This window comes from Streptomyces niveus (assembly GCF_001723055.1).
In the GTDB taxonomy this organism is placed as follows: Bacteria; Actinomycetota; Actinomycetes; order Streptomycetales; family Streptomycetaceae; genus Streptomyces; species Streptomyces niveus.
In genome coordinates this window covers 47,663-72,219 of record NZ_MDCR01000104.1, presented here as the reverse complement: position 1 = coordinate 72,219, position 24,557 = coordinate 47,663, and the positions used below count along the sequence as shown (strand labels likewise).

Annotated in this window: 17 protein-coding genes and 3 pseudogenes; 11 read left to right on the top strand and 9 right to left on the bottom strand. The window is 70.7% G+C overall.

Annotated features, from left to right (window positions below):
- Positions 1–17 precede the first annotated feature (17 nt).
- From BHU15_RS14225 to BHU15_RS14215, 3 genes are read left to right on the top strand one after another with little or no spacing between them, the layout of a single operon-like run.
- On the top strand, positions 18–287 hold the full coding sequence (locus BHU15_RS14225) for an acyl carrier protein (RefSeq protein ID WP_079128136.1): 270 nt from the start codon (positions 18–20) through the stop codon (positions 285–287).
- Positions 284–1,126 (top strand): acyl-ACP desaturase, encoded by an 843-nt coding sequence (locus BHU15_RS14220; RefSeq protein ID WP_069627515.1) that lies wholly within the window; start codon positions 284–286, stop codon positions 1,124–1,126. Before BHU15_RS14225 ends, BHU15_RS14220 begins: the two co-directional genes overlap by 4 nt.
- Before the next feature lie 3 nt (positions 1,127–1,129).
- The gene (locus tag BHU15_RS14215) at positions 1,130–4,459 is read left to right on the top strand and encodes an aminotransferase class I/II-fold pyridoxal phosphate-dependent enzyme (RefSeq protein WP_079128135.1); all 3,330 of its coding nucleotides are present in this window, start codon (positions 1,130–1,132) and stop codon (positions 4,457–4,459) included.
- Between the two features lie 17 nt (positions 4,460–4,476).
- On the opposite strand, the gene BHU15_RS14210 is transcribed toward BHU15_RS14215, so the two are convergent.
- Positions 4,477–4,923: an anthrone oxygenase family protein gene (locus BHU15_RS14210; RefSeq protein ID WP_069627514.1), complete on the bottom strand. Its 447-nt coding sequence runs from the start codon at positions 4,921–4,923 to the stop codon at positions 4,477–4,479.
- Positions 4,924–5,014: 91 nt separating this feature from the next.
- Between BHU15_RS14210 and BHU15_RS14205 the strand changes: the two genes are divergently transcribed.
- Entirely contained in the window at positions 5,015–5,593 is a 579-nt protein-coding gene (locus BHU15_RS14205; RefSeq protein WP_069627513.1) for a TetR/AcrR family transcriptional regulator, read from the top strand.
- 137 nt (positions 5,594–5,730) lie between these two features.
- Here the strand turns inward: BHU15_RS14205 and BHU15_RS14200 are convergent, their stop codons facing one another.
- Complete coding sequence (locus BHU15_RS14200) at positions 5,731–6,729, bottom strand: NAD-dependent epimerase/dehydratase family protein (RefSeq protein ID WP_069627512.1); 999 nt, start codon at positions 6,727–6,729, stop codon at positions 5,731–5,733.
- Complete coding sequence (locus BHU15_RS14195) at positions 6,726–8,981, bottom strand: MMPL family transporter (protein WP_069627511.1); 2,256 nt, start codon at positions 8,979–8,981, stop codon at positions 6,726–6,728. Before BHU15_RS14195 ends, BHU15_RS14200 begins: the two co-directional genes overlap by 4 nt.
- A 167-nt stretch (positions 8,982–9,148) precedes the next feature.
- On the opposite strand from BHU15_RS14195, the gene BHU15_RS14190 reads away from it, so the two are divergent.
- Positions 9,149–10,285 (top strand): GNAT family N-acetyltransferase, encoded by a 1,137-nt coding sequence (locus tag BHU15_RS14190; RefSeq protein WP_079128133.1) that lies wholly within the window; start codon positions 9,149–9,151, stop codon positions 10,283–10,285.
- A 96-nt stretch (positions 10,286–10,381) separates the two neighbouring features.
- On the opposite strand, the gene BHU15_RS14185 is transcribed toward BHU15_RS14190, so the two are convergent.
- On the bottom strand, positions 10,382–10,870 hold the full coding sequence (locus tag BHU15_RS14185; RefSeq protein WP_069627509.1) for a hypothetical protein: 489 nt from the start codon (positions 10,868–10,870) through the stop codon (positions 10,382–10,384).
- Positions 10,871–11,175: 305 nt separating this feature from the next.
- Here BHU15_RS14185 and BHU15_RS14180 point away from each other — a divergent pair, with 305 nt between their 5' ends.
- Positions 11,176–12,114 carry an endo-beta-N-acetylglucosaminidase H gene (locus BHU15_RS14180; RefSeq protein WP_069627508.1) on the top strand — a complete coding sequence of 313 codons (939 nt, stop codon included), beginning with the start codon at positions 11,176–11,178 and terminating at the stop codon, positions 12,112–12,114.
- 67 nt (positions 12,115–12,181) lie between these two features.
- On the opposite strand, the gene BHU15_RS14175 is transcribed toward BHU15_RS14180, so the two are convergent.
- The gene (locus BHU15_RS14175; protein ID WP_069627507.1) at positions 12,182–12,781 is read right to left on the bottom strand and encodes a TetR/AcrR family transcriptional regulator; all 600 of its coding nucleotides are present in this window, start codon (positions 12,779–12,781) and stop codon (positions 12,182–12,184) included.
- A gap of 55 nt (positions 12,782–12,836) precedes the next feature.
- Here BHU15_RS14175 and BHU15_RS14170 point away from each other — a divergent pair, with 55 nt between their 5' ends.
- A complete protein-coding gene (locus BHU15_RS14170) occupies positions 12,837–13,301 on the top strand; it encodes an SRPBCC family protein (protein WP_069627533.1) in 465 nt (154 codons plus the stop codon).
- A gap of 70 nt (positions 13,302–13,371) precedes the next feature.
- Here the strand turns inward: BHU15_RS14170 and BHU15_RS14165 are convergent, their stop codons facing one another.
- Positions 13,372–14,595 (bottom strand): saccharopine dehydrogenase family protein, encoded by a 1,224-nt coding sequence (locus tag BHU15_RS14165; RefSeq protein ID WP_069627506.1) that lies wholly within the window; start codon positions 14,593–14,595, stop codon positions 13,372–13,374.
- A 118-nt stretch (positions 14,596–14,713) separates the two neighbouring features.
- Between BHU15_RS14165 and BHU15_RS14160 the strand changes: the two genes are divergently transcribed.
- A complete protein-coding gene (locus tag BHU15_RS14160; protein WP_079128131.1) occupies positions 14,714–15,481 on the top strand; it encodes a TetR/AcrR family transcriptional regulator in 768 nt (255 codons plus the stop codon).
- Between the two features lie 27 nt (positions 15,482–15,508).
- Here the strand turns inward: BHU15_RS14160 and BHU15_RS14155 are convergent, their stop codons facing one another.
- Positions 15,509–17,740, bottom strand: a complete 2,232-nt coding sequence (locus BHU15_RS14155; protein ID WP_218028061.1) for a penicillin acylase family protein — start codon at positions 17,738–17,740, stop codon at positions 15,509–15,511.
- Between the two features lie 226 nt (positions 17,741–17,966).
- Positions 17,967–19,364: a hypothetical protein gene (locus BHU15_RS14150; protein ID WP_069627505.1), complete on the bottom strand. Its 1,398-nt coding sequence runs from the start codon at positions 19,362–19,364 to the stop codon at positions 17,967–17,969.
- An 18-nt stretch (positions 19,365–19,382) separates the two neighbouring features.
- Here BHU15_RS14150 and BHU15_RS38250 point away from each other — a divergent pair.
- The 3 pseudogenes from BHU15_RS38250 to BHU15_RS14135 all read left to right on the top strand — a co-directional run.
- Positions 19,383–19,814 (top strand): annotated as a pseudogene (locus BHU15_RS38250) (energy-coupling factor transporter transmembrane protein EcfT); the annotation flags it as partial.
- A pseudogene (locus tag BHU15_RS14140) lies at positions 19,811–21,478 on the top strand (ABC transporter ATP-binding protein). The pseudogenes BHU15_RS38250 and BHU15_RS14140, both read left to right, overlap by 4 nt.
- Positions 21,475–22,321: pseudogene (locus tag BHU15_RS14135) on the top strand (ECF transporter S component family protein). The pseudogenes BHU15_RS14140 and BHU15_RS14135 overlap by 4 nt, the downstream one beginning before the upstream one ends.
- A 358-nt stretch (positions 22,322–22,679) precedes the next feature.
- Here BHU15_RS14135 and BHU15_RS14130 read toward each other — a convergent pair.
- Positions 22,680–24,212, bottom strand: coding sequence for a GMC family oxidoreductase (locus BHU15_RS14130; RefSeq protein ID WP_218028060.1), 1,533 nt, complete (start codon positions 24,210–24,212; stop codon positions 22,680–22,682).
- Between the last annotated feature and the right edge of the window lie 345 nt (positions 24,213–24,557).

The following is a 24,557-nucleotide window of genomic DNA, read 5'->3' as shown; positions in this document are numbered from 1 at the left end:
CCGATCAGGAGAATGGCATGAGTGGCATGACCCTTGCCGAGGCACTTGCGTTGCTGCGGAGCGCCGGTGCGCAAGTCAGCCATCACGAGTTGGGGCCCCTGACGAGCGGGACGGAGTTGCAGGCCCTGGGCCTCGACTCCGTACAGCTCCTCGAAATGATCGCCGTGGCCGAGCACGACATCGGTCTGCGGCTGCCGGACGAGGCGTTCGGACGCGTACGTACGGTGGGTGATCTGTGCGAGTTGCTGATGGCCGCGGCCCCGGAGCGGCAAGCGGGCGCCCGATGACCTCCCGTGCGCTGCGCGAGGCGTTCCACCGCGAGTACATGACGTTCTTCGAACGCGCGGAACGCACCCGTCGCTGGAATCTCTTCGAGGACGTGCCGTGGGACCGGCTCGACGAGGTCCCCCGGGACGACCGCCTCGCGCTCTGCGCCGAGACGTTCTGCGGAGTCGAGATGTTCCTCCCCGACTATCTGCGCGAACATCTGTCGCTGCTGGCCGGCAACTACGGCCAGGCGTGGTTCGCGGCGAACTGGGGCTACGAGGAGGCCAAACACTCCCTCGTACTGCGCGAGTATCTGCGCCGGACCGGGCAGCGCACCGAGGACCAACTGCACGACTACGCCGAGCAGATCCTCGGCCGCCGCTGGCGGGCGCCGCACGACGATCCCCGGCGCATGACCGCGTACCTCGCGCTGCAGGAGCTGACCACCTTCGTGATCTACCGGAAACAGCGCGAACTCGCCCGCAGGACAGGCGATCCCGTGCTGGCCGAGGTGTACCGGTTCATCGCACGCGACGAGATGGCACACTCCCGCTTCTACCAGCGCGTGCTCGCCCTGCACCTGGACGACGACCGCGCGGGCACGCTCGCCGATCTCGCCCACGTCGTACGCACCTTCCGTATGCCGGCCGAGGATCTGCTGCCCGACTACGACGACCGCGTCACCGTCATGCGTACGGCGGGAGTCGACGCGCGCGTGTTCTTCACCGAGGTGGTGCTGCCTCTGCTGGCCGCGCTGGGGCTCAGCCGCGGGGACCTGTTCCGCGTACCGGCCGAGACGGCGCGGACCGGAGTCGTGCTGCCCGCGCAGGCCGGTGCCGTCGTGCCCACGGAGGGCTGACCCATGGACTCCATCGCGATCACCGGCATGGCCTGCCGCTTCCCCGGCGCCCCGGACATCCACGACTACTGGCGGCTGATTCACGACGGCGTGGTGGTCAGCGGCCCCGTCGGCGGGCGCTGGAACCACGAGCCGTTCCACCGCCCGGCGGACCCACGCGATCCCGACGCCGCCTACACCGACCGGGTGGCCCACCTCGACGACGTACGCTCCTTCGCCGCCCTGCACCACGGGCTGCCACCACGACGCGTCGACGTCGCCGATCCCCAGCACCGGCTGCTGATCGAGCTGGCCCGCGTCGCCCTCCAGGACGCGGGTCTGGAGCGCGCCTCGTTCCCCCGGGAACGTACGGGGGTCTACGTCGGTGCCTCGGTGTCCGAGTACAAGGACATGCTGACCACCCGCGTCCGGGCCCGTCAGCTCGCCCGGGGGCAGTACGGGGGAGTGGACGCGGCGGACGCGGAACGGCTGACGGCCGCCGCCGACGCGGTCGCGCCGATGAACGCGTACACCGTGCCGGGCATCATGCTGAACATGGCGGCGTCATCGGTGAGTTCGGTCTTCGACCTGGGCGGCCCGAGCTTCGTGGTGGACGCCGCGTGCTCCGCCTCCCTCGCCGCCGTGCACGAGGCGGTCACCCATCTGCGCTCAGGACAGAGCGAAGTGGCCCTGGCGGGCGGGGTCTACCTCAACCTCGTGCCGGACAACCTCATCGGCTTCTCCCGTATCGGCGTCCTCTCCCGCGTAGGCGTCTGCCGTCCCTTCGACCGGCGTGCGGACGGGTTCGTACTGGGCGAGGGAGCGGGGATGGTCGTCCTCAAACGGCTCGCCGACGCCCGGCGCGACGGCGACCGGGTGTACGCGGTCGTCCGGGGCAGCGCCTGCACCAACGACGGTCGCTCCACCGGCCCCATGACACCTCGTCAGGAAGGTCAGGCCGCCTGTCTGGAACGTGCCTACGACGACGCGGGCGTCCCGCCGGGCAGCGTGGACCTCGTCGAGTGCCATGGCACGGCCACGCCCACGGGGGACGCGGTGGAGATGGCCGTCCTGCGTGACCTGCGCGCGGGATCGCCCGCCGGGGCGCGGTGCCATGTCTCCTCGGTCAAGGCGAACATCGGGCACACGCTCTCCGCGGCGGGCATCGCCGGTCTGCTGAAGGCGGCACTCGCCGTCCACCACGGTGTCATTCCGCCGCAGGCGGGCTGCGAGCAGGCCGATCCCGCGATGCTCCCGGACGGGGGGACGTTCGCGGTCGCGCGGGAGCCGCGCGCGTGGCGGCCCGAGCGGGACGCGCCGCGCAGGGCGGGTGTCAGCGCCTTCGGGTTCGGCGGTACGAACGTGCATGTGGTGCTTGAGCAGGCACCGGGGGCGGTACCGGCAGTGACGTCGACCTACCGGCAGGCGGACGACTCGCTGTTCCTCCTGACGGCGGGCTCGGACACCCTCCTCGCCCAGTACGCCGAGCGCCTGGCCGATGTGCTGGGCGGGCCGACCCCGCCGGCGCTCGCCGATGTCGCGTACACCCTGGCCTCCCGGACCCGGCTGCGGTCCCGGGCCGTGGTGGCCGCCGCCACGCGCACCCAACTGGCGGGACAGCTCGGCGAGTTGGTTACGGCGCTGCGCGACGGGACCGAGGTGCCATCGGGTATGTGGGTACGGTGCCAAGGCTCCCGGCCGCGCGAACTCGGCGGCTCACCACCCCCGGACGCCGCGCGCCTGCTCGACGCGGAACAGCCGCCGGACCCGGCCGCCGGGCGCCTTGTGAACCTGCCGCCCAGTCCGGTCGAGACCACCACGCACTGGGCGCTCGGCGAGACCGGGCACAGCGCGGCGCCCGACGGTTCTGTGACGACACGTCTGCTGGCGGCCATCGCCCGCGTGTCGGAGTTCCCGCCGGATGTCCTCAGCCTCGACCAGACGCTCGTCGGTGACCTCGGATTCGACTCCCTGCTCGTCGAAGAACTCGCCGAGCAACTGGCGGAGGTCTGGCCCGACTTGCCATCCCTGACCCATGAACTGCTGCGGCGCGGTGCCACGGTCCGCGAGATCGCGGACTCGATCACGCCCGGCGCCCATGCCCCCGTACCGCAATCCGTACCACGGTCAGTACCCCGCCCCACGCCGCCCCCGCCCGTCGAGAGCGACGAACCGGCGGGTGTCGCGGACCGGTTGGCCGCGCTCGGCCTGCCGAGCCCCTACTTCGCCGTGCACGACGAACTCAACGGCGCCACCACGGTGGTCGACGGGGTCCGGCTGACCAACTTCTCCGGATACGACTACCTGGGGCTCGCCCACGACCCCGTGGTGACGACGGCCGCCAAGGAGGCCATCGACCGCTACGGCACCTCGGTGTCGGCCAGCCGCGCGGCCTCAGGCGAACGGCCGGTGCACGGCCTGCTGGAAGAGGCACTGGCCCGGCATCTGGACGCGGAGCGGGCACTCGTCCTCATCGGCGGCCACCCCACCAATGTCTCGGTGCTCGGGCATCTCCTCGGCCCGGGAGACCTCATCGTCCATGACGCGTTCGCGCACAACAGCATCGTGCAGGGAGCCCAGCTGTCCGGAGCCCGTCGGCGGATCTTCCCGCACAACGACCTGGCCGCACTGGACCGTATCCTCGCCGAACACCGCCCGTCGCACGGGCGAGTCGTCGTCGCGGTGGAGGGCGTCTACAGCATGGACGGCGACCTGGCGGACCTGCCCGCGCTGATCGAACTGCGGCACCGGCACGACGTGATGCTGTATCTGGACGAGGCGCACAGCGTCGGTGTCCTCGGCGCCACCGGAGCCGGCGCCGTCGAGCACTGGGGTGTCCCGCCGGACGCGGTGGACATCCGGATGGGGACGCTCTCCAAGGCGCTGGCGAGCTGTGGCGGGTACGTCGCGGGCTCCGAGGCCCTTGTCACCCATCTCCGGCATACGACGCCCGGGTTCATCTACAGCGTCGGCATCCCGCCGAGCACGGCAGCCGCCGCACTGGCCGCGCTCGGACGGCTCCGCCGGGACCCCGGACTCGCGGCCACGGCCCGTGCCCGCGCGGCACGATTCAGGGAACTCGCCGTCAAGGCGGGCCTGAACACCGGCCTCAGCGCGGACGGTTCCTGTGTCGTGCCGGTCATCACCGGTGACGCCGCCACCGCCTTGCGACTGGCCGACGGGATGCGCCGGTGCGGGGTGAACACGCAGCCGTTCATCCCGCCGGCGGTGGAGAACCACCAGTCACGTCTGCGGTTCTTCGTCACCGCCCAGCACAGTGAACGCGACATCGCCGAAACCGTACGCGCGCTGACCGCCGAACTCGCACTGATTCAGGGAGTGTTCAGCCCCTGACGGTGGGCGCGTGGCGTTCAGGCGAGGGCGGTGGCGAGTAGTGCGAAGGCGGCGATGATGACGGTGACGCGGATGTAGTGGAGGCGGTCCCAGCGGTTCATCTGCTGTTTCCAGTCGGCGGGGCGGTTGTCGGGGGTCCAGGTCTTGCCCTGGTTGTTGATGGGGACGAGCAGCAGGATCGACATGATCACGCTGAGGAGGAGCAGTGCGCCGGCGGTGATGACGAGGGTGGTGCCTTGGTGGTGGCGTCCGGTGATGGCCCAGATGGTGACGAGGGCGAGTGAGGTGATGTACCAGACGGGCATGACGGCGCCGAGCATGCGGCCGCCGTGGGCGCGGCCGAGTTGGCCGCTGTCTTCGGGGAGTGCGTCGAGTATGCGGTTGATGACGAAGGCGACGGAGAACTCCACGCCCACCATCAGGCCGACGATCACGGTGGTGAACACCTCAAGTGCGTTGAGCATGACGACCCCTCCAGGAATCTAGCGTTGCTAGCTGATGAGGCAACGCTAGACCTGCTGCCGCTCGGTTGTCTAGCGGTGCTAGGATCGAGTTATGTCGGTTCAGGAACGCAAGCAGCGCCAACGGACGGAGCGCGAGCGCCTCATCGTGGCGACGGCCCGTGAACTCGCCGAGGCGCAGGGCTGGGACGCGGTCACGACCCGCCGGCTCGCCGAGCGCATCGAGTACAGCCAGCCGGTCCTCTACAGCCACTTCCGCGGCAAACGCGAGTTCATCGGCGCCGTCGCCCTCGAAGGGGCCACCGAGATGGCGTCGGCGGTGCGGGCCGCTACCGCCGCCGCGGACGGCCCGCGCGCCCGGGTCACCGCCCTTGCCCGTGCCTATCTCGACTTCGCCGAGCTCAACCCGGCGGTCTACGACGCCATCTTCCAGCTCGACGGCGGTCTCGCGTACGCGCGGGAGGACACTCCGGAACCTCTCAAGGACGCCTTCGCCGCGCTGTTGGAAAGCCTCGGCGAGGTCGCCGGGGACGGCGTGCATCCGGGGTTGTTCACCGAGGTGTTCTGGGCGGCCCTGCACGGGCTGGTGACCCTGACCCGAGCGGGACGACTGCCGCCGGAGGACACCGGGGCGAGGGTGGAACTACTGGTGAACCGCCTCGCGGTCCTCTGACGGGCAGCCTCTAGGGCGTGTCCGCGAAGTAGCGTCGTCCGCCCGTAGGGCGGGGCTCGCGGCGTCTGGTGCGTGCGCTCGCAAGGCGGAGGATCGGCGTTGTGGATGGCCCGGCCGTACTCNNTCGCGGACACGCCCTAGCGCGTCATCAGCCCGGCCAGCCTCTCCTCCAGGCATACGGCGGGAACGAAACCCAGCTCGCGGCGGGCCCGTTCCGTGGAGCACGTCCACCACGCGCTTCTCAGCTCGACCGCCTTGTCACGATTGAGCGGAGGATGGCCACCCCGCAGCCGCCCGACCAGCTCGGCGCCCCGCGCCACCGCGCCGACCAGGGGAAGAGGCACCGGTAGCACCAGCGGCCCGCCGCGACGCCCGAGTGCCCTCGCCAGCGCCCCGCACAGATCGTCCCAGGTGTGCGTGGCGCCGTCCGACACCGAGTAGACGCCGTCGGCCGGCCGCGTCGCGGCCAGCCGACGGCCCCGGAGCGCCGCTGCCAGCAGCGCCTCGCACAGGTCGTCGACATGCACCAAGGAGTAGCCGCGCGGACCGAACCCGGCCTTGAGCACCACACCCGCGCGCACCATCGGCAGAAGCGAGGGTACGAACGCCGGATCCCCCGGGCCGTACACGATCGGCGGGCGGACGATGGTGGCGGGCACCCGGTGGGACAGGTCCCGCACCGCGTACTCGGCGGCGAGCTTGCTCCGCCCGTAACGGGACACCGGCAGCGGAGGGTCCTCCTCCTGGCGGGGTCGGCCCGGCTGCGAGGGCCCCGCGGCGGCCAGCGATGAGCACAGCACGAGCGGCGGCGGCGACGCCAGCGCCCCCACCTCCGCCACGAGCCGCCGCGTGCCCTCCTCGTTGCACCGGCGAAACCCCTCCTCCGTCGGCGACTTGACCAGACCGGCCAGGTGCACGACGTAATCGGCGCCGCGTACGACCTCGCGCAGCCCCTCGCCGGTGAGGAGGTCGCCGGTCACCAAGCGCACCCCCGGCGCGGCGATGGCCTGGTGGGCGGAGGTGCCCCGTACCAGGGCGGCGACCTCGCCACCCTCACGGAGGATCCGCCGGCACAGCCGCCGGCCGATGAATCCGGTCGCGCCGGTGATCGCGAAGCGGGGGCGTGTACTGGTCATGGAGCCTCCATCGGCGCCGCTGGAACGGGAGTTGGCGAAGGGGCGGGCCGGTGCTTGCGGCGGCCGAGCCGTGGCAGCCACCAGTTGGCGCGTCCCGCGAGCCGCATCACGGCCGGGACGAGCAGGGCCCGGATGACGGTGCAGTCCAGCAGGACGGCGAGCGCGAGCCCCACGCCGATCAGCTTCAGCAGGACGAGCGAGGAGAGCGCGAGGGCCGCCATGACCGTGGCGAAGACCAGGGCGGCGGAGGTGAACAGCCCGCCCGTGCGCTGAAGGCCGACCGCCACCGCGGTCTCCGTGTCGCTGCCGCGCCGGTGTTCGTCGACGATGCGGGAGAGCAGGAACACCTCGTAGTCCATCGACAGGCCGAACGTCACGCAGAACATCAGGCTCGGCACGACCACGTCCGTGATGCCACCCGCGGTGACGTCCCCGAACAGCGGCGCCAGATGGCCCTGCTGGAAGACGGCGACCAGGATCCCCGAAGTGGCGGCCAGACCAAGGGCGTTGAGCACCAGCGCCTTGACGGGGATGAGCACACTTCGGGTGAACGCCAGCAGCAGGACGAAGGTGACCAGCACGGTGACGCCGACGACCGCGGGCAGCCGGCCGGCCAGTGCGTGTTCGGTGTCCGCGAGCCGGGCACCGGGCCCGCCGACCAGGGCGGGTCCGGGCGCGGGTACGGCGCGGAGGGCGGCGGCGAGCCGACTGCCCTGCGGGGACAGCGGGTCGTCGCCGTCCGGGATCACCGACAGCCAGGTGCCGCCGGCCCCCGCGAACCGCCCGGACGACGCGTCCGGCGGTGCCGTACGCCGGCCGTCGCGGTACGTGCCGGTCCTCGCGTCGACCCGCTGTACCCCCGGCACCTGGGCGAGCCGACGGGCGTACGCGTCGAGCGCCGGGTCCGCCACCGCCTCCGCCACGGAGCCGGAGCCCGACATCGCGCCGGGCTTTCTGGGCAGCACCACGCTCGCCGCGTCCACCCACTGCGACCCGAACTCCGCGCGCAACCGCTGCGAGGTCTCGGCGACGGGTGACGACGCGGGGAGGATCCGGTCGTCGTACATGCCGAACCGCACCTGGGTCACCGGCGCGGCGAGCAGCACGAGGAGGGCGAGCGCCCCCACGCTCACCAGGACCCGCCGCCGCATCACCGCGCGCGCGAGCCGGAACCACACGCCCGCCGACACCGCGCGCTCCGGGCGGCGAAGCCGCGCGAACACGTCCCAGCGGTCGAGGCGGTCCCCCAGCAGGACGAGCAGCGCGGGCAGCACCGTCAGCGCGCCGACGGCCGACGCGCACACCACCGTCGCTCCGGCGTAGGCGAGCGACCTGAGCAGCGGCAGTGGGAAGAGCAGCAGCGCGCACAAGGAGGCGGCGATGATCACGGCGGAGAACGCCACGGTACGGCCGGCCCCGCGCAGCGTCCGCCGTAGCGCCCGCTCCGGTCCGCAGCCCGCTGCCAGCTCCTCCCGGCACCTGCTGACGAGCAGCAGGCTGAAGTCCACGGCGAGTCCGAAGCCCAGCGCGGTGGTGATGTTCAGGGCGAGGAGCGACACCTCGGTGGTGGTGTCGAGGAGACGCAGGAACGCCGTCGTGGCGGCGACCGCGACCACACCGACGACGACCGGCAACAGGGCCGCCGTGACGCTGCCCAGCACCCACAGAAGGATGAGCAGGACCAGGGGCACGGCGACGAACTCGGCGTGACGCATGCCCTCGTCGCTGAGCCGCTCCGTCTCGTCCAGCACCGCCGCCGCACCGGACGCCGACACCCGCAACGGACCGTGCGCCCCGGTGAACCGGTCGATGATGTCGCCCGCCGCTTCACGGACGGCCTGTTCGTCGCCGCGGAGGCGGACCAGTACGAGAGCGGAGTCCGCGTCCTTCGTCCGCAGGGACGGGAGCGGGTGCTGCCAGTACGAGTTGACCCAGGCGATCCGGCCGTCCGCCGCGAGACGCCGGGTCAGATCGCGGCCCGCGGCGGACGCGTGCGGGGCGTCGACGGAGTCATCCGGAGCCGTGGCGAGCAGGATCAACTGCGGTGGCCCGGCCCGGAATTCGGACGCGAGCACTGCCTCGGCGCGTACGGAGTCGGCGGAGGTCGGGGTCCAGCCGCCGGGAGACAGCCGCTGGGTCAGGCCCACCGCGTACCAGCAGGCGAGGAGCGAGAACACGAAGGTCAGACCCACGACCAGCCGGGCGCGCCGCACCGAGCGGCTCCCGAAGCCGCTGAACGGCTCTTGCCTCACGGGCCGGCCCGCCTCTCTCCGCTCACGTCTCATGCGGAGACAGTCATAACACAGTGCGTCACGTCACGTGATCAAGCAACTACTTTGAGTGCTAGCCTGGTTGGGCTATGAGGAGTCCCCACGCGTCTGACGACGCACGTGAAGACATGCGAGACGGTGCGTGTGAAGTGGCCCCGGTCCGTACTCGTTCGGACCGTTCGGCGTTCATCGACCTCCCCCATGTCCTGCACCGCCAAGAGCCCCTGTGGGTCCCGCCGTTGCGCGGCGACCAGCGCCGGCTCATGGACCGCCGGGCCCATCCCTTCTACGAGTTCGGCGAGGCGGAGTTCTTCCTGGCCCGGCGAGAGGGGCGCGTCGTGGGCCGCGTCGCGGCGGTGCGCAATCCGAACCACAACCGCTTCCACGGCTCGAAGGACGGCTTCTTCGGGCTGTTCGACTGCGTCGACGACCTGAGCGCGGCGGACGCGCTGTTCACCGCTGCCGCGTCCTGGCTACGGGCACGGCAACTCGTCACTCTGATCGGCCCCGTGACTCTTTCCACCAACTACGAATGCGGACTGTTGACCGAGGGATTCGATCTCCGCCCCGCCGTTGAGATGCCGTACAACCCGCCGTACTACGACAGGTTGATCCGCGACTGCGGATTCACCACGGCGACGGAGATGCTGGCCTGGGAACTGCCCACCACCGTGCACGAGGACCGGAAGCTGACACGCCTGCTGCGGTCCGGAAGCGAACGGGGCATTCGGATCCGCCCGCTGGACATGCGGAACTTCACCGCCGAAACGGACCTGATCAAGGAGATCTACAACTCCGCCTGGGAAGGGAACTGGGGATTCAGCCCCATGACCGACCGCGAATTCGACACCCTCGCACGGCAGTTGCGCCCGATCCTCCGCCCCGGGCTGGGCGCCGTCGCGGAGGTCGACGGCAAACCCGCGGGTTTCGTCCTGGCCGTACCGGACCTGGCCCCCGCCCTGGCGGCGGCGAACGGAAGGCTGCACACCTGGGGCGTCCCACTCGGCCTGATGCGCCTGCTCCGCGCACGCCGGAGGGTCGACCGCCTGCGGGTGATGGTCCTGGGAGTACGGGAGGAGTACCGCAACCGCGGCATCGAACTGCGCCTGGGCATGGAACTGTCCCGCAACGCCCAGCGCCTCGGCTACCCCGTCATGGAGGCGTCCTGGATGCTGGCCGACAACCGCCGTGCCAATAGGACGATGCGGCTCGCGGGTGCCCGGGTGATCAAGAAGTACCGCATCTGCCAACGCCCGGTTGAACCCCTCACCCGCCCCCTGGGGTGACTCCGTCACCGCGCCGCTGTCAGTGCCCGGTGCGAAGATCCCCGGACGGCCACGCGCGGAGAGCCATGCGCGAGGGCGAGCGAATGGTCGCCGGAGTCAGTCCCCGCGCGGCCCCCTGAAGTCCACCGAGGTGACGAGGACGTAGTCGAAGTGGATCGGGTCCCCCTCCTCGTCCATCGGGTACTCGAAGCTGCTCTCGTTCGACAGAATCACCTTGAGTTCCGGAAGGGTGTCCACGCCGCTGTCGTTCTGTTCGACCGCGTGGCCCAGTGCCGCGAGACGCTCCAGCAGTTCCTCGCTGGGAGTCCGGAAGACGTCGAGCCCGTCGAGGACCACCGTCACATCCGCGTCCTCGACGCGGAATCGGTACAGATGGATGTCGGTCAGCGCGCCCTTGGTGAAGCCAAGAGTGAAATCCGTCCCGGACTCCCTGTGCTCGCAGAGCACCTGCCCGGGCACCTCGCCGCGGTCAGGACTGTACGAGGCGGCGAAGCCCAGCTCACGCACGACCCCGACCGCCTCGCGGACCGACATGCCGAGCCTGATCGTGCCGACCCCCACCTCCGGCAGCACCGCCAGAATCATCGTGGTCCCCTCCAGCCGTTCGTGATGGTGGCTTCCTACCAGATGCCGTCGATGACCTCTTCGACGGCGAGGTTCCACACACCGAGATCGACGGAATCGGTCTCTCTCGGCCCGGCCTTGGCAGGGTCGCGGATCGCGCCAACTCCCGTACCCACAGGCCGGATTGTGGTGACGCGTGCGTGGGAGTCGTGAGAGTTCGGGCGGGATTTCCGGGAATCGGGCGCGGGGGCGGAAAACTCGGAGGGCTCACTCGGCGCTTTCGAACAGGCCGGGCGCCGACCCATGCGAGGGGAGATCGATCAGCGATGCTCACTTTGGTGCGGAGCAGAGTACGGACGGCGGCGCTCGCGCTCTCGGCCGTCGTGGCCCTTGCCGTCGGCGCGACCGCGACGACGGGTACGACCGGCGCGGCAGCGGCCCCCGCCCCTGCTCCGGTTGCGGCGAAACAGGGGCCGGTCTCGGTGGCGTACGTCGAGGTGAACAACAACAGCATGCTCAACGTCGGGAAGTACACCCTGGCCGGCGGTGGCGGCAACGTCTTCGACGTCGCCGTGATCTTCGCGGCGAACATCAACTACGACACGGGTACGAAGACCGCGTATCTGCACTTCAACGAGAACGTGCAGCGCGTCCTCGACAACGCCGCCACGCAGATACGGCCGTTGCAGCAGAAGGGCATCAAGGTACTCCTCTCGGTGCTCGGCAACCACCAGGGCGCGGGCTTCGCCAACTTCCCTTCCCAGCAGGCGGCTTCGGCGTTCGCAAAACAGCTGTCGGACGCCGTGGCCACGTACGGTCTCGACGGCATCGACTTCGACGACGAGTACGCCCAGTACGGCACCAACGGCACCGGACAGCCCAACGCCAGCTCGTTCGTCCACCTCATGACGGCCCTGCGCGCCAACATGCCGGACAAGATCATCAGCCTCTACAACATCGGCCCGGCCGCGTCGCGGCTCTCGTACGGCGGCGTGGACGTCTCGTCCAAGTTCGACTACGCCTGGAATCCGTACTACGGCAGCTGGCAGGTCCCCGGGATCGCGCTGCCCAAGTCGAAGCTGTCACCCGCGGCCGTCGAGATCGGCCGGACCTCGCAGACCACGACCGCCGACCTTGCCCGCCGCACGGTCAGCGAGGCGTACGGCGTCTTCCTGACGTACAACCTCGACGGCTCCAACCGCAGCGCCGATGTCTCGGCGTTCACCAGGCAGTTGTACGGCAGCGACGCCGTCTACACCCCGTAAGGTGCGGCAGCGCCCTCGGCGGCCCCGACCAGCCGGCCCCTCCCGGCCGACCCCCGTACCCGCTCGATCACTCCGGGCCGTAGTACAGGCGGAGGAACTCCTCCATCGCCGCGTCGACGCCGGCGCGGTCGCCGGTGACGAGCAGGTCGAGCAGCAGGCCTCGGACGGTCGCGAGTCCCAGTCTGGCGCGGTCGCGGGCCACGGCGGGGTCCGTGCCGGCGGCGGTCTCGGCGGCCGTGAGGGGCTCCAGCCAGCCGTTCACGAACCCTTCGACGAAGAGGGCGGTGTCGGGGCGGTCCCGCAGCGCGTGTCCGCAGATTTCGAAGAAGAGCCGCTCCTGACCCGCCAGTTGAGGGTCCGTCAGCTGTCGCCAGAGGTGCCTCGCGACATCGGAGGGGGAGAGGCCGGGCGCCGTGCGGAACTGGGACAGCTGATCACGACGGCGCTGCTCCGACGTCCGGACGATCTCGACGAGCAGCGCTTCCTTCGAGCCGAAGTAGTGGATCAGCATGCGGTGGCTGACGCCGATCGCGTCACCCAGGCCACGCAGGCTCAGGTCTGCGAAGCCGTGTGCGGCGACGTGGTCGACGGCCGCGTCGACCAGTTGAGAACGCCGGTCCCCGTCCGGGCCGGGCGGAGCGTTGCCTTCAGGTTGCGAGTCGTCCATTTTCACCACTTCACGAGTGTACCGATTGGTAAATGTGGTGTGTACCGTGTGGTACATGAAGCCCGTCACCGTGTCGATCGACGTTCCGCAGACGCCGGAGCAGGTCTACGACTTTCTCGATGTCATGGCTCACCACGAGCGATTCACCGACCACTACCTGACCGGATGGCGCTACGGCGGCCCTCCTCGTGGCGTCGGATCGAGTGCCACCGTCACGGCCGCGCTGGGCGGCACGAAGACCGACGTCACCATCGAGGTCGTCGAGGCCGACCCGCCGCGGCGCATCGTCGAACGGAACGTCAGCGCCGCCGGCCGACGGCTCGCCCACGGCACCTACACCATCGAATCGCCGGGTGGCGGCGGCAGTCGCGTCTCGTTCACGTACGCCTGGGAGCGCGCCCCGCTCGCCGACCGCCTGCTGGCACCCGTCGTCCGGGCCACGATGCGACGCGCCAACGAGAAGGTCATGCGACGCCTTGCCGCCGAGCTGGTTCGCCACGTGTCCGCCGCCGGATCCTGACGCCCTCCTGTCAGCTCCTCCGACGCGAGACGTACGGAAGCCGCGCGCCTCCGTACGCCCCGAAGCGCCGTCAGATCTCCTCGCGCAGACCCCAGGGCGAGCCGTACGCGGTGAGGAGGTCGAGGAACGGTCGGGGCGGCAGGGCCTCGGGGCCCAGGAGGCCACTGCCGGACCAGACGCCGCCGGCGATCAGTTCGAGGGCGATGACCGGATTGATGGCGGTCTGCCAGACCACTGCCTGGGAGCCGTACTCCCGCATCGACCACTGGTTGTCGACCACGTGGTACAGGTACACCTCACGGTCGGCACCGTCCTTGACGCCCTTGACCCAGGTGCCCGCGCACGTCTTGCCGGTCATCCGGTCGCCGAGGGTGGCCGGGTCGGGCAGGCAGGCGGCGACCACGTCGCGGGGTGAGACCTGGACCGGGCCGTCGGGGCCGGGGACAGTGACCCCGGTGGTGGAGTCCAGGCCCAGCTCGTGGAGGACCTTGAGCTTGGCGATGAAGTCGTCGCCGAGGCCGTACTTGAACGTCACCCGCCGCGCGTCGACCCAGCGCGGGATCAGGAGCACCTCCTCGTGCTCCACGTTGACACACTCCACGGGGCCGATCCCCTCGGGAAAGTCGAAGACCTCCGGCTCGCTGAACGGCGCGGTGGTGAACCAGCCGCGTTCCTTCTCGTACACCACCGGCGGATTGAGGCATTCCTCGATGGTGGTCCAGATGCTGAAGGACGGGGCGAAGTCGTAGCCCTCGACGGTCAGATCGGCGCCGTCCCGGACACCGATCTCCTCGATCTCGTCGAAGAGTTCGTCGGCCGCGTACCGCGCGAAGACGTCCGACAGACCCGGCTCCACGCCCATGCCGGCCAGAGCCAGGCGGCCCGACCGCTCCCACTCGCCGGCCAGCTCGAACTGCTCGTCGCCGAGCTTCACCCCGCAACGCTCGTACGGGTCTGTGCTGTGCGGCGACGACAGGGACATCGCCATGTCCAGGTAGTGCGTGCCCGCCGCGAGGGCGGCCCGGAACAGCGGCATGACGAACCGCGGATCGGTGGCGTTGAGCAGGACGTCGCACCGCTCCTCGAGGAGCGCCCGGCGCACCGCCTCCTCGTCGGACGCGTCCAGGCGCAGCGCGCTGAAGCGCCCCCCGTGCTCCGCCAGCGCGGCGACGGCCGACTCGGCGCGGGAGAGGTCGTAGTCGGCCACGGTCATATGGGTCAGGAAGTCCCGGCGGGCCGCGATCCGGGTCACGGCGGTTCCGACGCCGCCCGCGCCCACGAGCAGTACACGCATGTCGCACACCTTTCGTTCCCGCAGGCGGGCGCCTGCCGGGTGCATTGATGTGCCTTGATGCAACGGGACGGCCCCGGCTAAGGTCAACCCTGTTGGCATAAGACCGAGGAGTGACGCGATGCCGAAACAGGTGGTGCCGGAGCGGGCGCGACGCAGGCGCCGTCCGACCCGGCAGGGCTCCGTACTGTCCGAGACGCTGATCGTCCACACCGCGCTGCGCGTACTGAGGGAGCACGGCAGCACCGGACTGACCGCCCGCCGGCTGGGCACCGCCCTCGGCGCCGACCCGAGCACCCTCTACCGGTACTTCGCGGGCATGGACGATCTGACCAGGGCCATCGGCGAGGAACTCATGGGGCGGGCGCTGGACGACTGGACGGCCACCGGGGACTGGCAGGCCGATCTGCGCGCCCTCGGGCTCGCCATCCACTCCTCGTACCTCGCCCATCCGCAGGCCGCGGTACTGACCGCCAGCAGGGTCACCGGCCGGCCCCGGGAGATCGCGGTGGACGAAGCGATCCTCGGCGTCCTGCGCGACGCGGGCTTCCCCGACGCCACGGCCGTACGCGTCTACCACGCCTTCATCGACGCGAGCCTGGCCTTCGCCGCCCTGGACGCGGGATCGCTGGCCCTCACGGACGAGGCCCGCGCGACGGACGAGGAGATGTGGAACTCCACGTACGCCACGCTCCCCGCCGACACCCACCCCCACATCGCCGCCACCGCCCGGCTGCTGGCCGCCCGTATGACGCACAGTGCCTACCCGGTCGTGCTGGACACCCTGCTGAACGACGCGGCGGCGCGGCTCACGGCCGCGGCGGCGGCGCGGCTCACGACCGCGCGGAGTCCTGGGCCGGCCAGGACCGGCGCGAACCGACGTGCGTGAGCCGCCGCGCCGGTTCCGGTTCCTCGGTCACCCGCCGGGCCGGTACCTCCGCTCGACATGGCCCCTGAGGTCCTCGGGATAGAAGTAGACGGGCCGCAGATTCCCGCTCGCGTAGCGCTCCGCCTGGTCGTCGAAGTGCGGTGAGTCGGGGTGCCCGCTCACCCCTCCCGCGGTCACCGCCCAGGCGCGCAGGCGAGGCCCGAACTCCACCACCGCCACGAAGCTGTTGCCGCTGGTGCCGTAGTAGCGCTTCGTTCCCGGATACGCCTTCGCCCCGAAGGAGGCGAGGGAGCCCCATCGCGCCGAGGTGAAGGGCACGGGGATGCTCGGCTTGGCGTCGCTGAACTCCTGCACGATCGCCCCGTCGTTGCGCTGGTAGCGGTTGATCTCGCCCCACGGCACCCGCCAGTCGCCGAAGTCCCGCCGCAGCCGGTCCGTCGCCGTCTCCAGCGCGCCGAGCCGCTGCGCGTCCGTGGCGCGGTCGGCGATGTAGTCCCAGACCGACATCCCGGCCGCTGCCGCCGCCTGGGAGGTGAGCGCCCACATGTCCTCACCCCAGAACACGGCCACCGACGTCGCCGTCGACTTCGCGGACCAGCGGTGGTTCCAGTCACGGAGCAGGGCGACCGGACCGGCCAGCTTCGCCTTCTGCCCGTCGCGCCGCGGCAGTTGGTCCCACGCGGCGACGAGCCCCGGCAACAGCCGTGCGAATGCGGTGAGATACGGATCGAACGCGGCCTCGATCAGCGTCCGCGGGGTGAAGTCGTCGCGCGCGGTCAGTACGCGGACCGCCTGCGGACCGCGCGGATTCTCGCCGACCCGGTCGAAGTAGCGCGGGTAGTCGGCCGCGTCGGGGCTGTCCGCGCCGGCGGCGGTCCAGGGCCAGTTGTTGGTGTTGAACGCCCAGCCGTTCCTCGGGTTCACCGCCCGGGGCATGCTGTCCAGGCTGTGCGTGCCCCGCCAGTCGGTCGCCGGATCGCTGCCGTCGACCGGCTTCAGGTAGTTGAACCGGTCGTCCCGCACCGGCATGAACTGCGGCATCAGGAAGGCTATTTCGCCCTTCGAGTCCGCGAAGAGCGTGTTGTTCGAGCTGTTCGCCTTGAGTCCCGCGACCTTCACATACTGCCGGTAGTCGCGCGTCGTGGTGCGCAGGAAGCTCTGCGTCAGGGCCTCGACGGGCTTGTTCATCAGCGCGCACGCGATCCACTTGCCGTCCGCCTCACGAACGACCGGGCCGTGGTGGGTGGCCAACGTGGTGAAGCTGCGCTTCTCCTGGCCGCCCTGCGCCGTACGGAAGGACAGGGTGACCGTCTTCGAGGTGACGGGGCGCAGTTCGTCGCCGTAACGGTAGGAACGGGCGCCGTCGGAGCCCGTCACGATCGTCTCGGCGAACTCGTCTATGTTGTCGACCCCGCTGGTCGTATGCATCCAGCCCGTGTGCGCGTTGAAGCCTTGGTAGATGAAGAACTGCCCCCAGGTGGCGGCGCCGTAGACATCGAGCCCCTCGCGGCTCGTCACATGCTGCTCGGCACGGAAGAAGAAGCTGGTGTGCGGGTTGATCAGCAGCAGGGCGTGGCCGTTACGGGTGTGGCTCGGCGCGATGGCGATGCCGTTCGACCCCGTGGGTTCACGCGGCACCAGCCCCCGCTCCTCGTCGGTGACCGGCACGTCCCGCCCGCCGTAGAAGGCTTCGAGCTGGGAGAGCAGCACCGACTCGATGTCACCGCCGATACTGCCCTCCGAGAAGCTCAACGGCATCCACGGCTCGAACCGGTCGAGTACGCGCGGACGCACCTCGGGGTGTGTCGCGAGGTAGTGGTTGAGCCCGTCCGCCCATGCCCGCATCAGCGCACGCAGCCACGCCGGGCACCTCGCGTATTCCCTCTTCAGCTCCTCGGGATCGAGGAACAGCCGCTGACGCAGGTCCTGCCAGATCGCACGCTCGCCCTCGGCCTCGGCGAGCCGGCCCAGGGCGACGAGGTAGTTCTGCTCGATGCGGTTGAAGTCGTCCTCGGCCTGGGCGTACATCATCCCGAAGACCGCGTCGGCGTCGCTCTCGCCCACGACGTGCGGAACACCCCAGTCGTCCCGTGTGATCGTCACCCGGGCGGCATGCCCGCGCCGACGGGCCTCGTCGGCCGGAGACGCCGCCGCTCCCGCGAACGCCGTGCCGGACGACAGCCCCGCGGCCATGGCCAGCCCGGCGGCGCCGCCCAGGACACGGCGTCGGCTCGGCCCGAAGTTCTGCGGACGGCTCATGAGCGGCTCCTTGTTCCTTCGAGTTTCTTCGGGATTCCTTCGAGAACCAGGGCATCGTCCGGCCACCGTGATCAGGCACCCGGAGGCCCCGTACTGGAGTTCGGTTGATCACCTACGAGCACAGTCCTACCGAGGAAGACCCGCCCTGACAAGAACGCCGAACGCGGTGATCCCGGAGTGGGTGGCGTGACAGCCACCTCGGTCTCCGGGATCACCGCGTCGTCGGTCAGGATCCGTAGCGCAGGGAGATCGTGTCGCCCAGGTTGATCACCGAACTCCGGTTGGCGGCCGTGGCCGTGGCGCCGTCGACGCTGGTCTTGCAGGTCGAACCGCCGCTGTTGGCCGTGCCGTTGATGTCGGTGATCACACCGCTGCCCGGGGTGACGGAGGTGACACAGCCGGCCGGAGTGGCCGAGGTTGTCGCCGCGTCGAGAACCGCCCTGAGGGTGGTGGTGGACGCGGTCGGGGTGAAGGCCACCGAACAGACCTTGAGCGAGGCCCCGTTGTGGACGGTGAGAGCGAGCTTCGTGGCGGTGCCCGAGGTGAAGCCGGAGGTGGCGACCCAGCGCGGGGCTCCGGCGGTGGTTGGGGTGGGCGGTGCGGCCATGAAGCCGCCGCCGGCCACGGCGCGCAGCGCGTCGATGGAGGAGTACGCGGACGGGCCGGTGTCGGTGGGCTGGTACTTGAAGCCGCCGGCCGGGTTGAACTGCTGGGCGATGAGGAAGTCCACGGGCGTCTTGCCGGCCGTGGTGAGGAAGTCGCCGGTCTGCGGATTGATGCCGCACGCCTGGAGACCGGAGACCGCCCAGCCGTTGGAGCTGCTGTTGACGGCGTACAGGGAGTCGAAGCCGCCGGTGGCCCGGATCAGCTTGGACTTCAGGAACGCCTTCGCCTCCAGGACGGCCGGGTCGGTGGCCGGGACACCGGAGACGCAGAGCGAGGCCATGGCGGCGCCGGTCATGTCGATGTCACTGGCGCCGGCGAGCTTGACCGGGTCGCCCTCGGCCTTGGCGAAGGTCCAGCCGCCGTCGTCGTGCTGGTTGGCGCGGACCGTGGCGACGGACGTGTCGAGCAGCGCCTGCGGTACACGCTGGGCGCCGGTCTGGGTCTTGGCGCCGGCGAGGGAGATGAGTGCGAAGACGGTGCCGTTGAAGTTGGCCGAGGCGCCCCAGTAGCCCGGCTCGGAGTTCTGCCAGTACGCGTAGGTGTCCGCGACGAGGTTGCGACTCGCGGAGACGCGGGCGGGGTCGACTCCGGCGGAGTAGGCGTTGATGATGCCGCGCTCGTAGTCGGTGACGACCGGGGAGGTGCCGGGCCAGGCGGCGTTGGCGAGGTGGGCGCGGTAGACGGTGCGGGCGTTCTTGGTCGTGTCACCGCCCGGTGTGACGTCGACAGCCGCGGTCCCAGCCGCGGCGAAGGCGGAGAACGCCCACTCGTTGGAGAGGCCGCTGCCCGCGTACGAACCGTTCGCGGCCTGCAACGAGCGGAGGTAACTCACGCCGTTCGTCTTGGAGGTGGCGATCTGCGCGGGCGTTGACGTGGCGAGCGCGGGCAGCGCCGTCAGGGCCAGGGCCGTGAAGGCGGCCGGTACGGCGATGAGTGTTCGGCAGGTCCCTCTGCGGATGCGCGAGGGCGGGGCGAGGCCGGGGCCTACGGCCTGCTCGACGCGTCCGCACCCGCGTTCCTGGGCCTGCCCGCCCTCGTACTCGGAGCCGCCCTGTGCCTGGCCGGACTGCGGCTGGGCGGGCGACGGGTCACCCGCACCTCCTACCGGCCCGACCCGTGGCGCCTCGCGGAGTGGGCGGTGGCCGGCTGCGGCGTCCTGTCGGCGGTGCTCCTCTTCACCAACGTCGGCTTCGACGCCGCCGAACTCAACCCGTCCATCTACCCGTTGAGCTGGCCCACGCTGCCGCCGGTCCCGGCCGCCGCGATCCTGCTCGCGGGCTGCGCGGGATTCCTCGCGCCGCCACCGGTGCCGCCCGGCGGCGGAGCGCGTACGACGTCGCCGGCGGCCAAACCCGTACGGGCGCCCGCACCACGCCCCGAGCCCACGCAGAAAGCCGGCGCCAAGTGATCACGTTCGACCACATCAGCGTCCACTACGACGACACCGACGCACCCGTCCTCACCGATGTCGACCTCACCGTCGACGAAGGCGAACTCTGCCTGGTCGTCGGCCACACCGGGGTAGGCAAGTCCACCCCTCCTCGGCACGGTCAACGGGCTCGTCCCGCACTTCACCGGCGGCACCCTGTACGGCACGGTGACCGTCGACGGCCGTGACACCGCCGTACACCCGCCCCGCGAACTGGCAGACGTCGTAGGCGTGGTGGGCCAGGACCCCCTCGACGGATTCGTCACCGACAGCGTCGAGGAAGAACTCGCCTACGCCATGGAACAGTTGGCGGTCCCGCCCGAGACCATGCGCAAACGCGTCGAGGAGACCCTCGACCTCCTGGGCCTCGCCGACCTGCGCCACCGGGCCCCGCACGAACTCTCCGGCGGCCAGCAACAGCGCGTCGCCATCGGCTCGGTCCTCACCGCCCACCCCCGGATCCTCGTCCTGGACGAGCCCACCTCCGCGCTCGACCCCACCGCCGCCGAGGAAGTCCTCGCCACGATCACCCGGCTCGTGCACGACCTCGGCGTCACCGTGCTGCTCGCCGAGCACCGCATGGAGCGCGTCGTGCAGTACGCGGACCGGGTGCTGTACCTGCCCGGCGACGGCCGGGTCGTGTCCGGCCCACCCGCAGACGTCTTCCGTACGACCACGATCGCCCCGCCCGTGGTCGAACTGGGCCGCTACGCCCACTGGTCACCGCTGCCCCTGTCCGTACGCGACGCCCGCCGCGCCGCCGCACCCCTGCGCGCCCGGCTCGCCGACGTACCTGTTCCGCCGGCCCGTCCCGTACCGGCCGGCGCGGACCGTCTCCTGGAGGCCCGGGACGTGAGCGTCCGGTACCGGGGCCAAGTGCTCCCCGCCGTCCGGGAAGTCGCCCTGAACCTGCGCGGGGGCGAGACCTGCGCTGATGGGCCGCAACGGATCAGGCAAGTCGTCGCTACTGTGGGCCCTCCAGGGGTCCGGAACCCGGACGGCCGGAACCGTACGCGTCACACCGTGTGCCGAGGAGAAGGCGGGCACCGGCTCACGCGACCCGGGCACCGTATCGCCCACAGCGGCACGCCGCCTGGTGGGACTCGTCCCCCAGCCCCCCCACCGACCTGCTCTATCTGGAAAGCGTCAAACAGGAACTCGACCAGGCGGACGCCGAGTCGGCCGTCCAGGGCGGCCTGTCCGCACACGCGATCCTCGACCGACTCGCTCCCGGCATCGACAACGCCACCCACCCCCGCGACCTGTCCGAGGGCCAGAAGCTCTCCCTCGTCCTCGCCATCCAGCTGTCCACGGCCCCGAGCGTCGTCCTCCTCGACGAACCGACCCGCGGCCTCGACTACCGGGCGAAGGCCCAACTCACCCGGATCCTCGACGATCTGGCGGCCGAGGGGCGGGCCGTCGTCGTCTCCACCCACGACGTGGAGTTCGTCGCCCGCACCGCGGACCGGGTGGTCGTGATGGCCGAAGGAGAGATCGTCGCCGACGGCCCCGCCGCCGAAGTCGTCGTCTCCTCACCGGTCTTCGCACCCCAGATCGCCAAAGTACTCGCCCCACTGCCGTACCTGACGGTGGATCAGGCGACGACGGCACTGGCCCGGGCCACGGCAGGCGATGACGAATGAAGAGAACCGGCACCCTCGAACAGCCACGCACCACCGCGATCCGCGTCCCCGTACGCGCCGCGATCGTCATCGCGATGGCGGCCTTCCCCGGCGTCGTGGCCTTCTTCTGGCCGTTCTTCGTCGCACCGGGCACCTTCGGCTCCCCTACGCGCCGCTCGCGATCTTCGGGGTGCTCCTCGTCCTCATCCTGTGCGTGGTCATCTCGGAGATCGCCGAAGGCGGCATCAACTCCAAGGCCCTGGCCATGCTCGGGGTGCTCTCCGCGGTCAACGCCGCGATCCGCCCACTCGGCGCCGGCACCGCCGGGATCGAGACCGTCTTCTTCAGCCTCGTCCTGGCCGGGCGGGTGTACGGCCCCGGCTTCGGCTTCACCCTGGGCTGCACCTCCCTGTTCGCCTCCGCGCTCATCACGGGCGGCGTCGGACCATGGATGCCCTACCAGATGTTCGGCTGCGCCTTCGTTTCGGCATGCTCGCGGGCCTGCTGCCCCGCGCCACCGGCCGCCGCGAGGTACTGCTGCTCGCCGTCTACGGAGGTCTCTCCGGCTTTCTCTTCGGCTTCCTGCTCAATCTTTTCTTCTGGCCGTTCCCCCTCGCCCCGAACAGCTCGATCGCCTATCTGCCGGGCCTGCCCTTCACCGAACAGTGGCAGCGCTACGTCGCCTTCGACCTGGCCACCTCGCTGGGCTGGGACACGGGCAGAGCCGTCACGAACATCGTCTGCGTCACCCTCGCGGGCCCGGCGGTACTGACAGTCTTCCGCCGCGCGGCCCGCAAGGCCCGCTTCCAGGCCCCTGTCCACTTCCGCACGGCGGACAAGGGGACGCCACCCGCCACGAAGTAGCACTCAGGCACCGCCGGTGCCCCCGACCGGGGTCGGGTGCAACGATCCGCACGACGAGGCGACTCAGAGCGCCGCCGTCGGACTGGTCGTACGCCTTCCTCGGGGCGTACTCGCCGGTGAGGTTCGGGTTCGTCGAAGTGGACACTTCACGATTACGCCGCCCTGGCCGCCACCGAGCCCCGGAGGCGGCGGAAGGCGGACTGGATGATGTGATCGCGTTCATCCTGCGGGGCTGCGCGCCGGACGCGCGGGAGCGCCATCCTCCGCTGCGGTGACCGACGGGGAGGACGCTGCGGTCACGTCGTAACGGGCGCGCCGTCGTCACCCGGTGGATGCCCTCGGCGTCGGCCGTCCGCCCTTACCGGTACGCCAGCCGGGCGATGTGCTCGGCAGCCATGATCACCGTGAGGTTGGGCGCCGCGCTGATCGGGTCCGGAAGGATCGAGGCGTCCACGACGCGAAGTCCGGTGAGTCCGCGGACATTGCCGAGCCGGTCCACGACCGCACGCGAGTCGTCGTCGGCTCCCATCGGGGCGCTGGCGATCGGGTGTCCGTACGACTCGATCGTGGCGCTCACCGCGGCTTCGAGATCGGCGTCGCTCGTCGCCGTCGCGCCGGGGCTCAGCTCACTGTCGATGATCTCGACCAGCGGCGAGGTGGTGGCGATACGCCGGGCCAGTCGGATGCCCTCGATCAGCCGCGCTCGATCTTCGGCGGTGGCGAGCATGTTGAGATCGATGCGCGGGGCCAGGTCCGGATCACGCCCGGCCAGCGTCAGCGATCCGATCGAACTCGGGTGCATCATGCCGACCGCGATCACGAATCCGGCGCCGGTCGGGCTCTGAGACGGATCGAACGTGTGCTGCGCGATGAGGTGGAGGTCCAGCTCGCCCGGTTCGGCGTGCGAGCTGGCGGTCCACACGATTGAACCGACCGCCGGGGTGACCGCTCCGATCAGGTCCGGGCGGGCTGCGTACGCGATGTAGTAGAAGAGTTGGTCGACCAGGTGCCGGCCGACGGGCAGATCCGCCACGACCGGGATCTCCAGGGCTTGCAGGTCCCCCGAAGGCCCGACGCCGGAACGCAGCAGGATGGCGGCGCTGCCGTAGGTGCCGGCCGAGAGCACCACCTCGGCCGCCTGCCCGATGGTGCCGTCCGCGAGTGCCACGCCCGTCGCCCGCGATCCGGAGAAGACGACGCGGTCGACCAGAACGTCACCGCGGATCTCCAGGTTGGGCCGCCGGCGTACGGCACCGTCGAGGTACGCCATGCCGGTGTTGACGCGGATACCGTCCACGACGTTCTTCGTGAACGCGGCGGCGCCCGCCGGTGACGGGCCGTTCAGGTCGCTTGTCTTCACGATCCCGTTGGCCGCAGCCGCGTCGATGAAGGCCTGCTGAACGGGGGTCAGGTCCTCGAAACTGAGCTGGCGCACCGGTTGCGGCCCGCTTCGCCCGTGCCAGTGGTCCTCGCCGCTGGGGGTGTTCTCCAGGGTGCGGTAGTCGGGGAGCACCTCATCGAACGCCCAGCCCCTGAGCCCCCGCTCGGCCCACCGGGCGAAGTCCGCGGGCAGGGCCCGCACCGCGGCCCCGCCGTTGACCGCGGAACTCCCGCCGAGCACCTTGCCGCGGAAGGCGGCGACGGGGCGGCCGATGACGCCGGGCTCGGTCATGTAGCCCCAGTCATGCCCGGTGAGGCCCCCGACGGCGTCGCTGTCGGCGACCTTGTCCGGGTACCCGTCGGGCGGATAGGCCGGTCCGGCCTCAAGCAGCAGCACCCGCCGCTGCGGGTCCTCGCTCAACCGCGCGGCGAGCACCGCTCCGGCGGATCCGCCACCCACGATGAGCACGTCGGGCTGCTGGCCTGCCTCTTCGCTGGACGAACTGGACACTTCACGTCTCCCTGGCTCTCGTGTTGGTCGATTCGCCGTCAGCCTCACGGACGGGCGGTGAAGATCAGGAAGTCACGGTATGCGTCCCGGGACCCCTCGACCGGTTCGTCGGGCGCTCCGTCCGGGTGGTTGTTCCGAGTGCTGTGGCCAGGAGCGCGGGCGCCGGGCCGCGCGGAGCACCGCAGGTCCTCTTCGGCTGGGCGCCACGTTCCTGGCGGAAGCGCGGGACGGCGCGGAGGTCTCGGAGAAGGGGCCTCTCGGGGGCGCGACGCGACGTGATCATGCGCCGGGGACGGCCCCCGGTGGTCCCAGCAACACCCCTATACGCACTGGCTGGCCGCACTG

Coding starts and splice junctions, on each gene's coding strand:
- BHU15_RS14215 (WP_079128135.1), top strand. CDS start 1,130: ATGGACTCCATCGCGATCACCGGCATGGCCTGCCGCTTCCCCGGCGCC.
- BHU15_RS14225 (WP_079128136.1), top strand. CDS start 18: ATGAGTGGCATGACCCTTGCCGAGGCACTTGCGTTGCTGCGGAGCGCC.
- BHU15_RS14155 (WP_218028061.1), bottom strand. CDS start 17,740: ATGAGCCGTCCGCAGAACTTCGGGCCGAGCCGACGCCGTGTCCTGGGC.
- BHU15_RS14200 (WP_069627512.1), bottom strand. CDS start 6,729: ATGACCAGTACACGCCCCCGCTTCGCGATCACCGGCGCGACCGGATTC.
- BHU15_RS14170 (WP_069627533.1), top strand. CDS start 12,837: ATGAAGCCCGTCACCGTGTCGATCGACGTTCCGCAGACGCCGGAGCAG.
- BHU15_RS14220 (WP_069627515.1), top strand. CDS start 284: ATGACCTCCCGTGCGCTGCGCGAGGCGTTCCACCGCGAGTACATGACG.
- BHU15_RS14160 (WP_079128131.1), top strand. CDS start 14,714: ATGCCGAAACAGGTGGTGCCGGAGCGGGCGCGACGCAGGCGCCGTCCG.
- BHU15_RS14175 (WP_069627507.1), bottom strand. CDS start 12,781: ATGGACGACTCGCAACCTGAAGGCAACGCTCCGCCCGGCCCGGACGGG.
- BHU15_RS14185 (WP_069627509.1), bottom strand. CDS start 10,870: ATGATTCTGGCGGTGCTGCCGGAGGTGGGGGTCGGCACGATCAGGCTC.
- BHU15_RS14180 (WP_069627508.1), top strand. CDS start 11,176: ATGCTCACTTTGGTGCGGAGCAGAGTACGGACGGCGGCGCTCGCGCTC.
- BHU15_RS14165 (WP_069627506.1), bottom strand. CDS start 14,595: ATGCGTGTACTGCTCGTGGGCGCGGGCGGCGTCGGAACCGCCGTGACC.
- BHU15_RS14210 (WP_069627514.1), bottom strand. CDS start 4,923: ATGCTCAACGCACTTGAGGTGTTCACCACCGTGATCGTCGGCCTGATG.
- BHU15_RS14205 (WP_069627513.1), top strand. CDS start 5,015: ATGTCGGTTCAGGAACGCAAGCAGCGCCAACGGACGGAGCGCGAGCGC.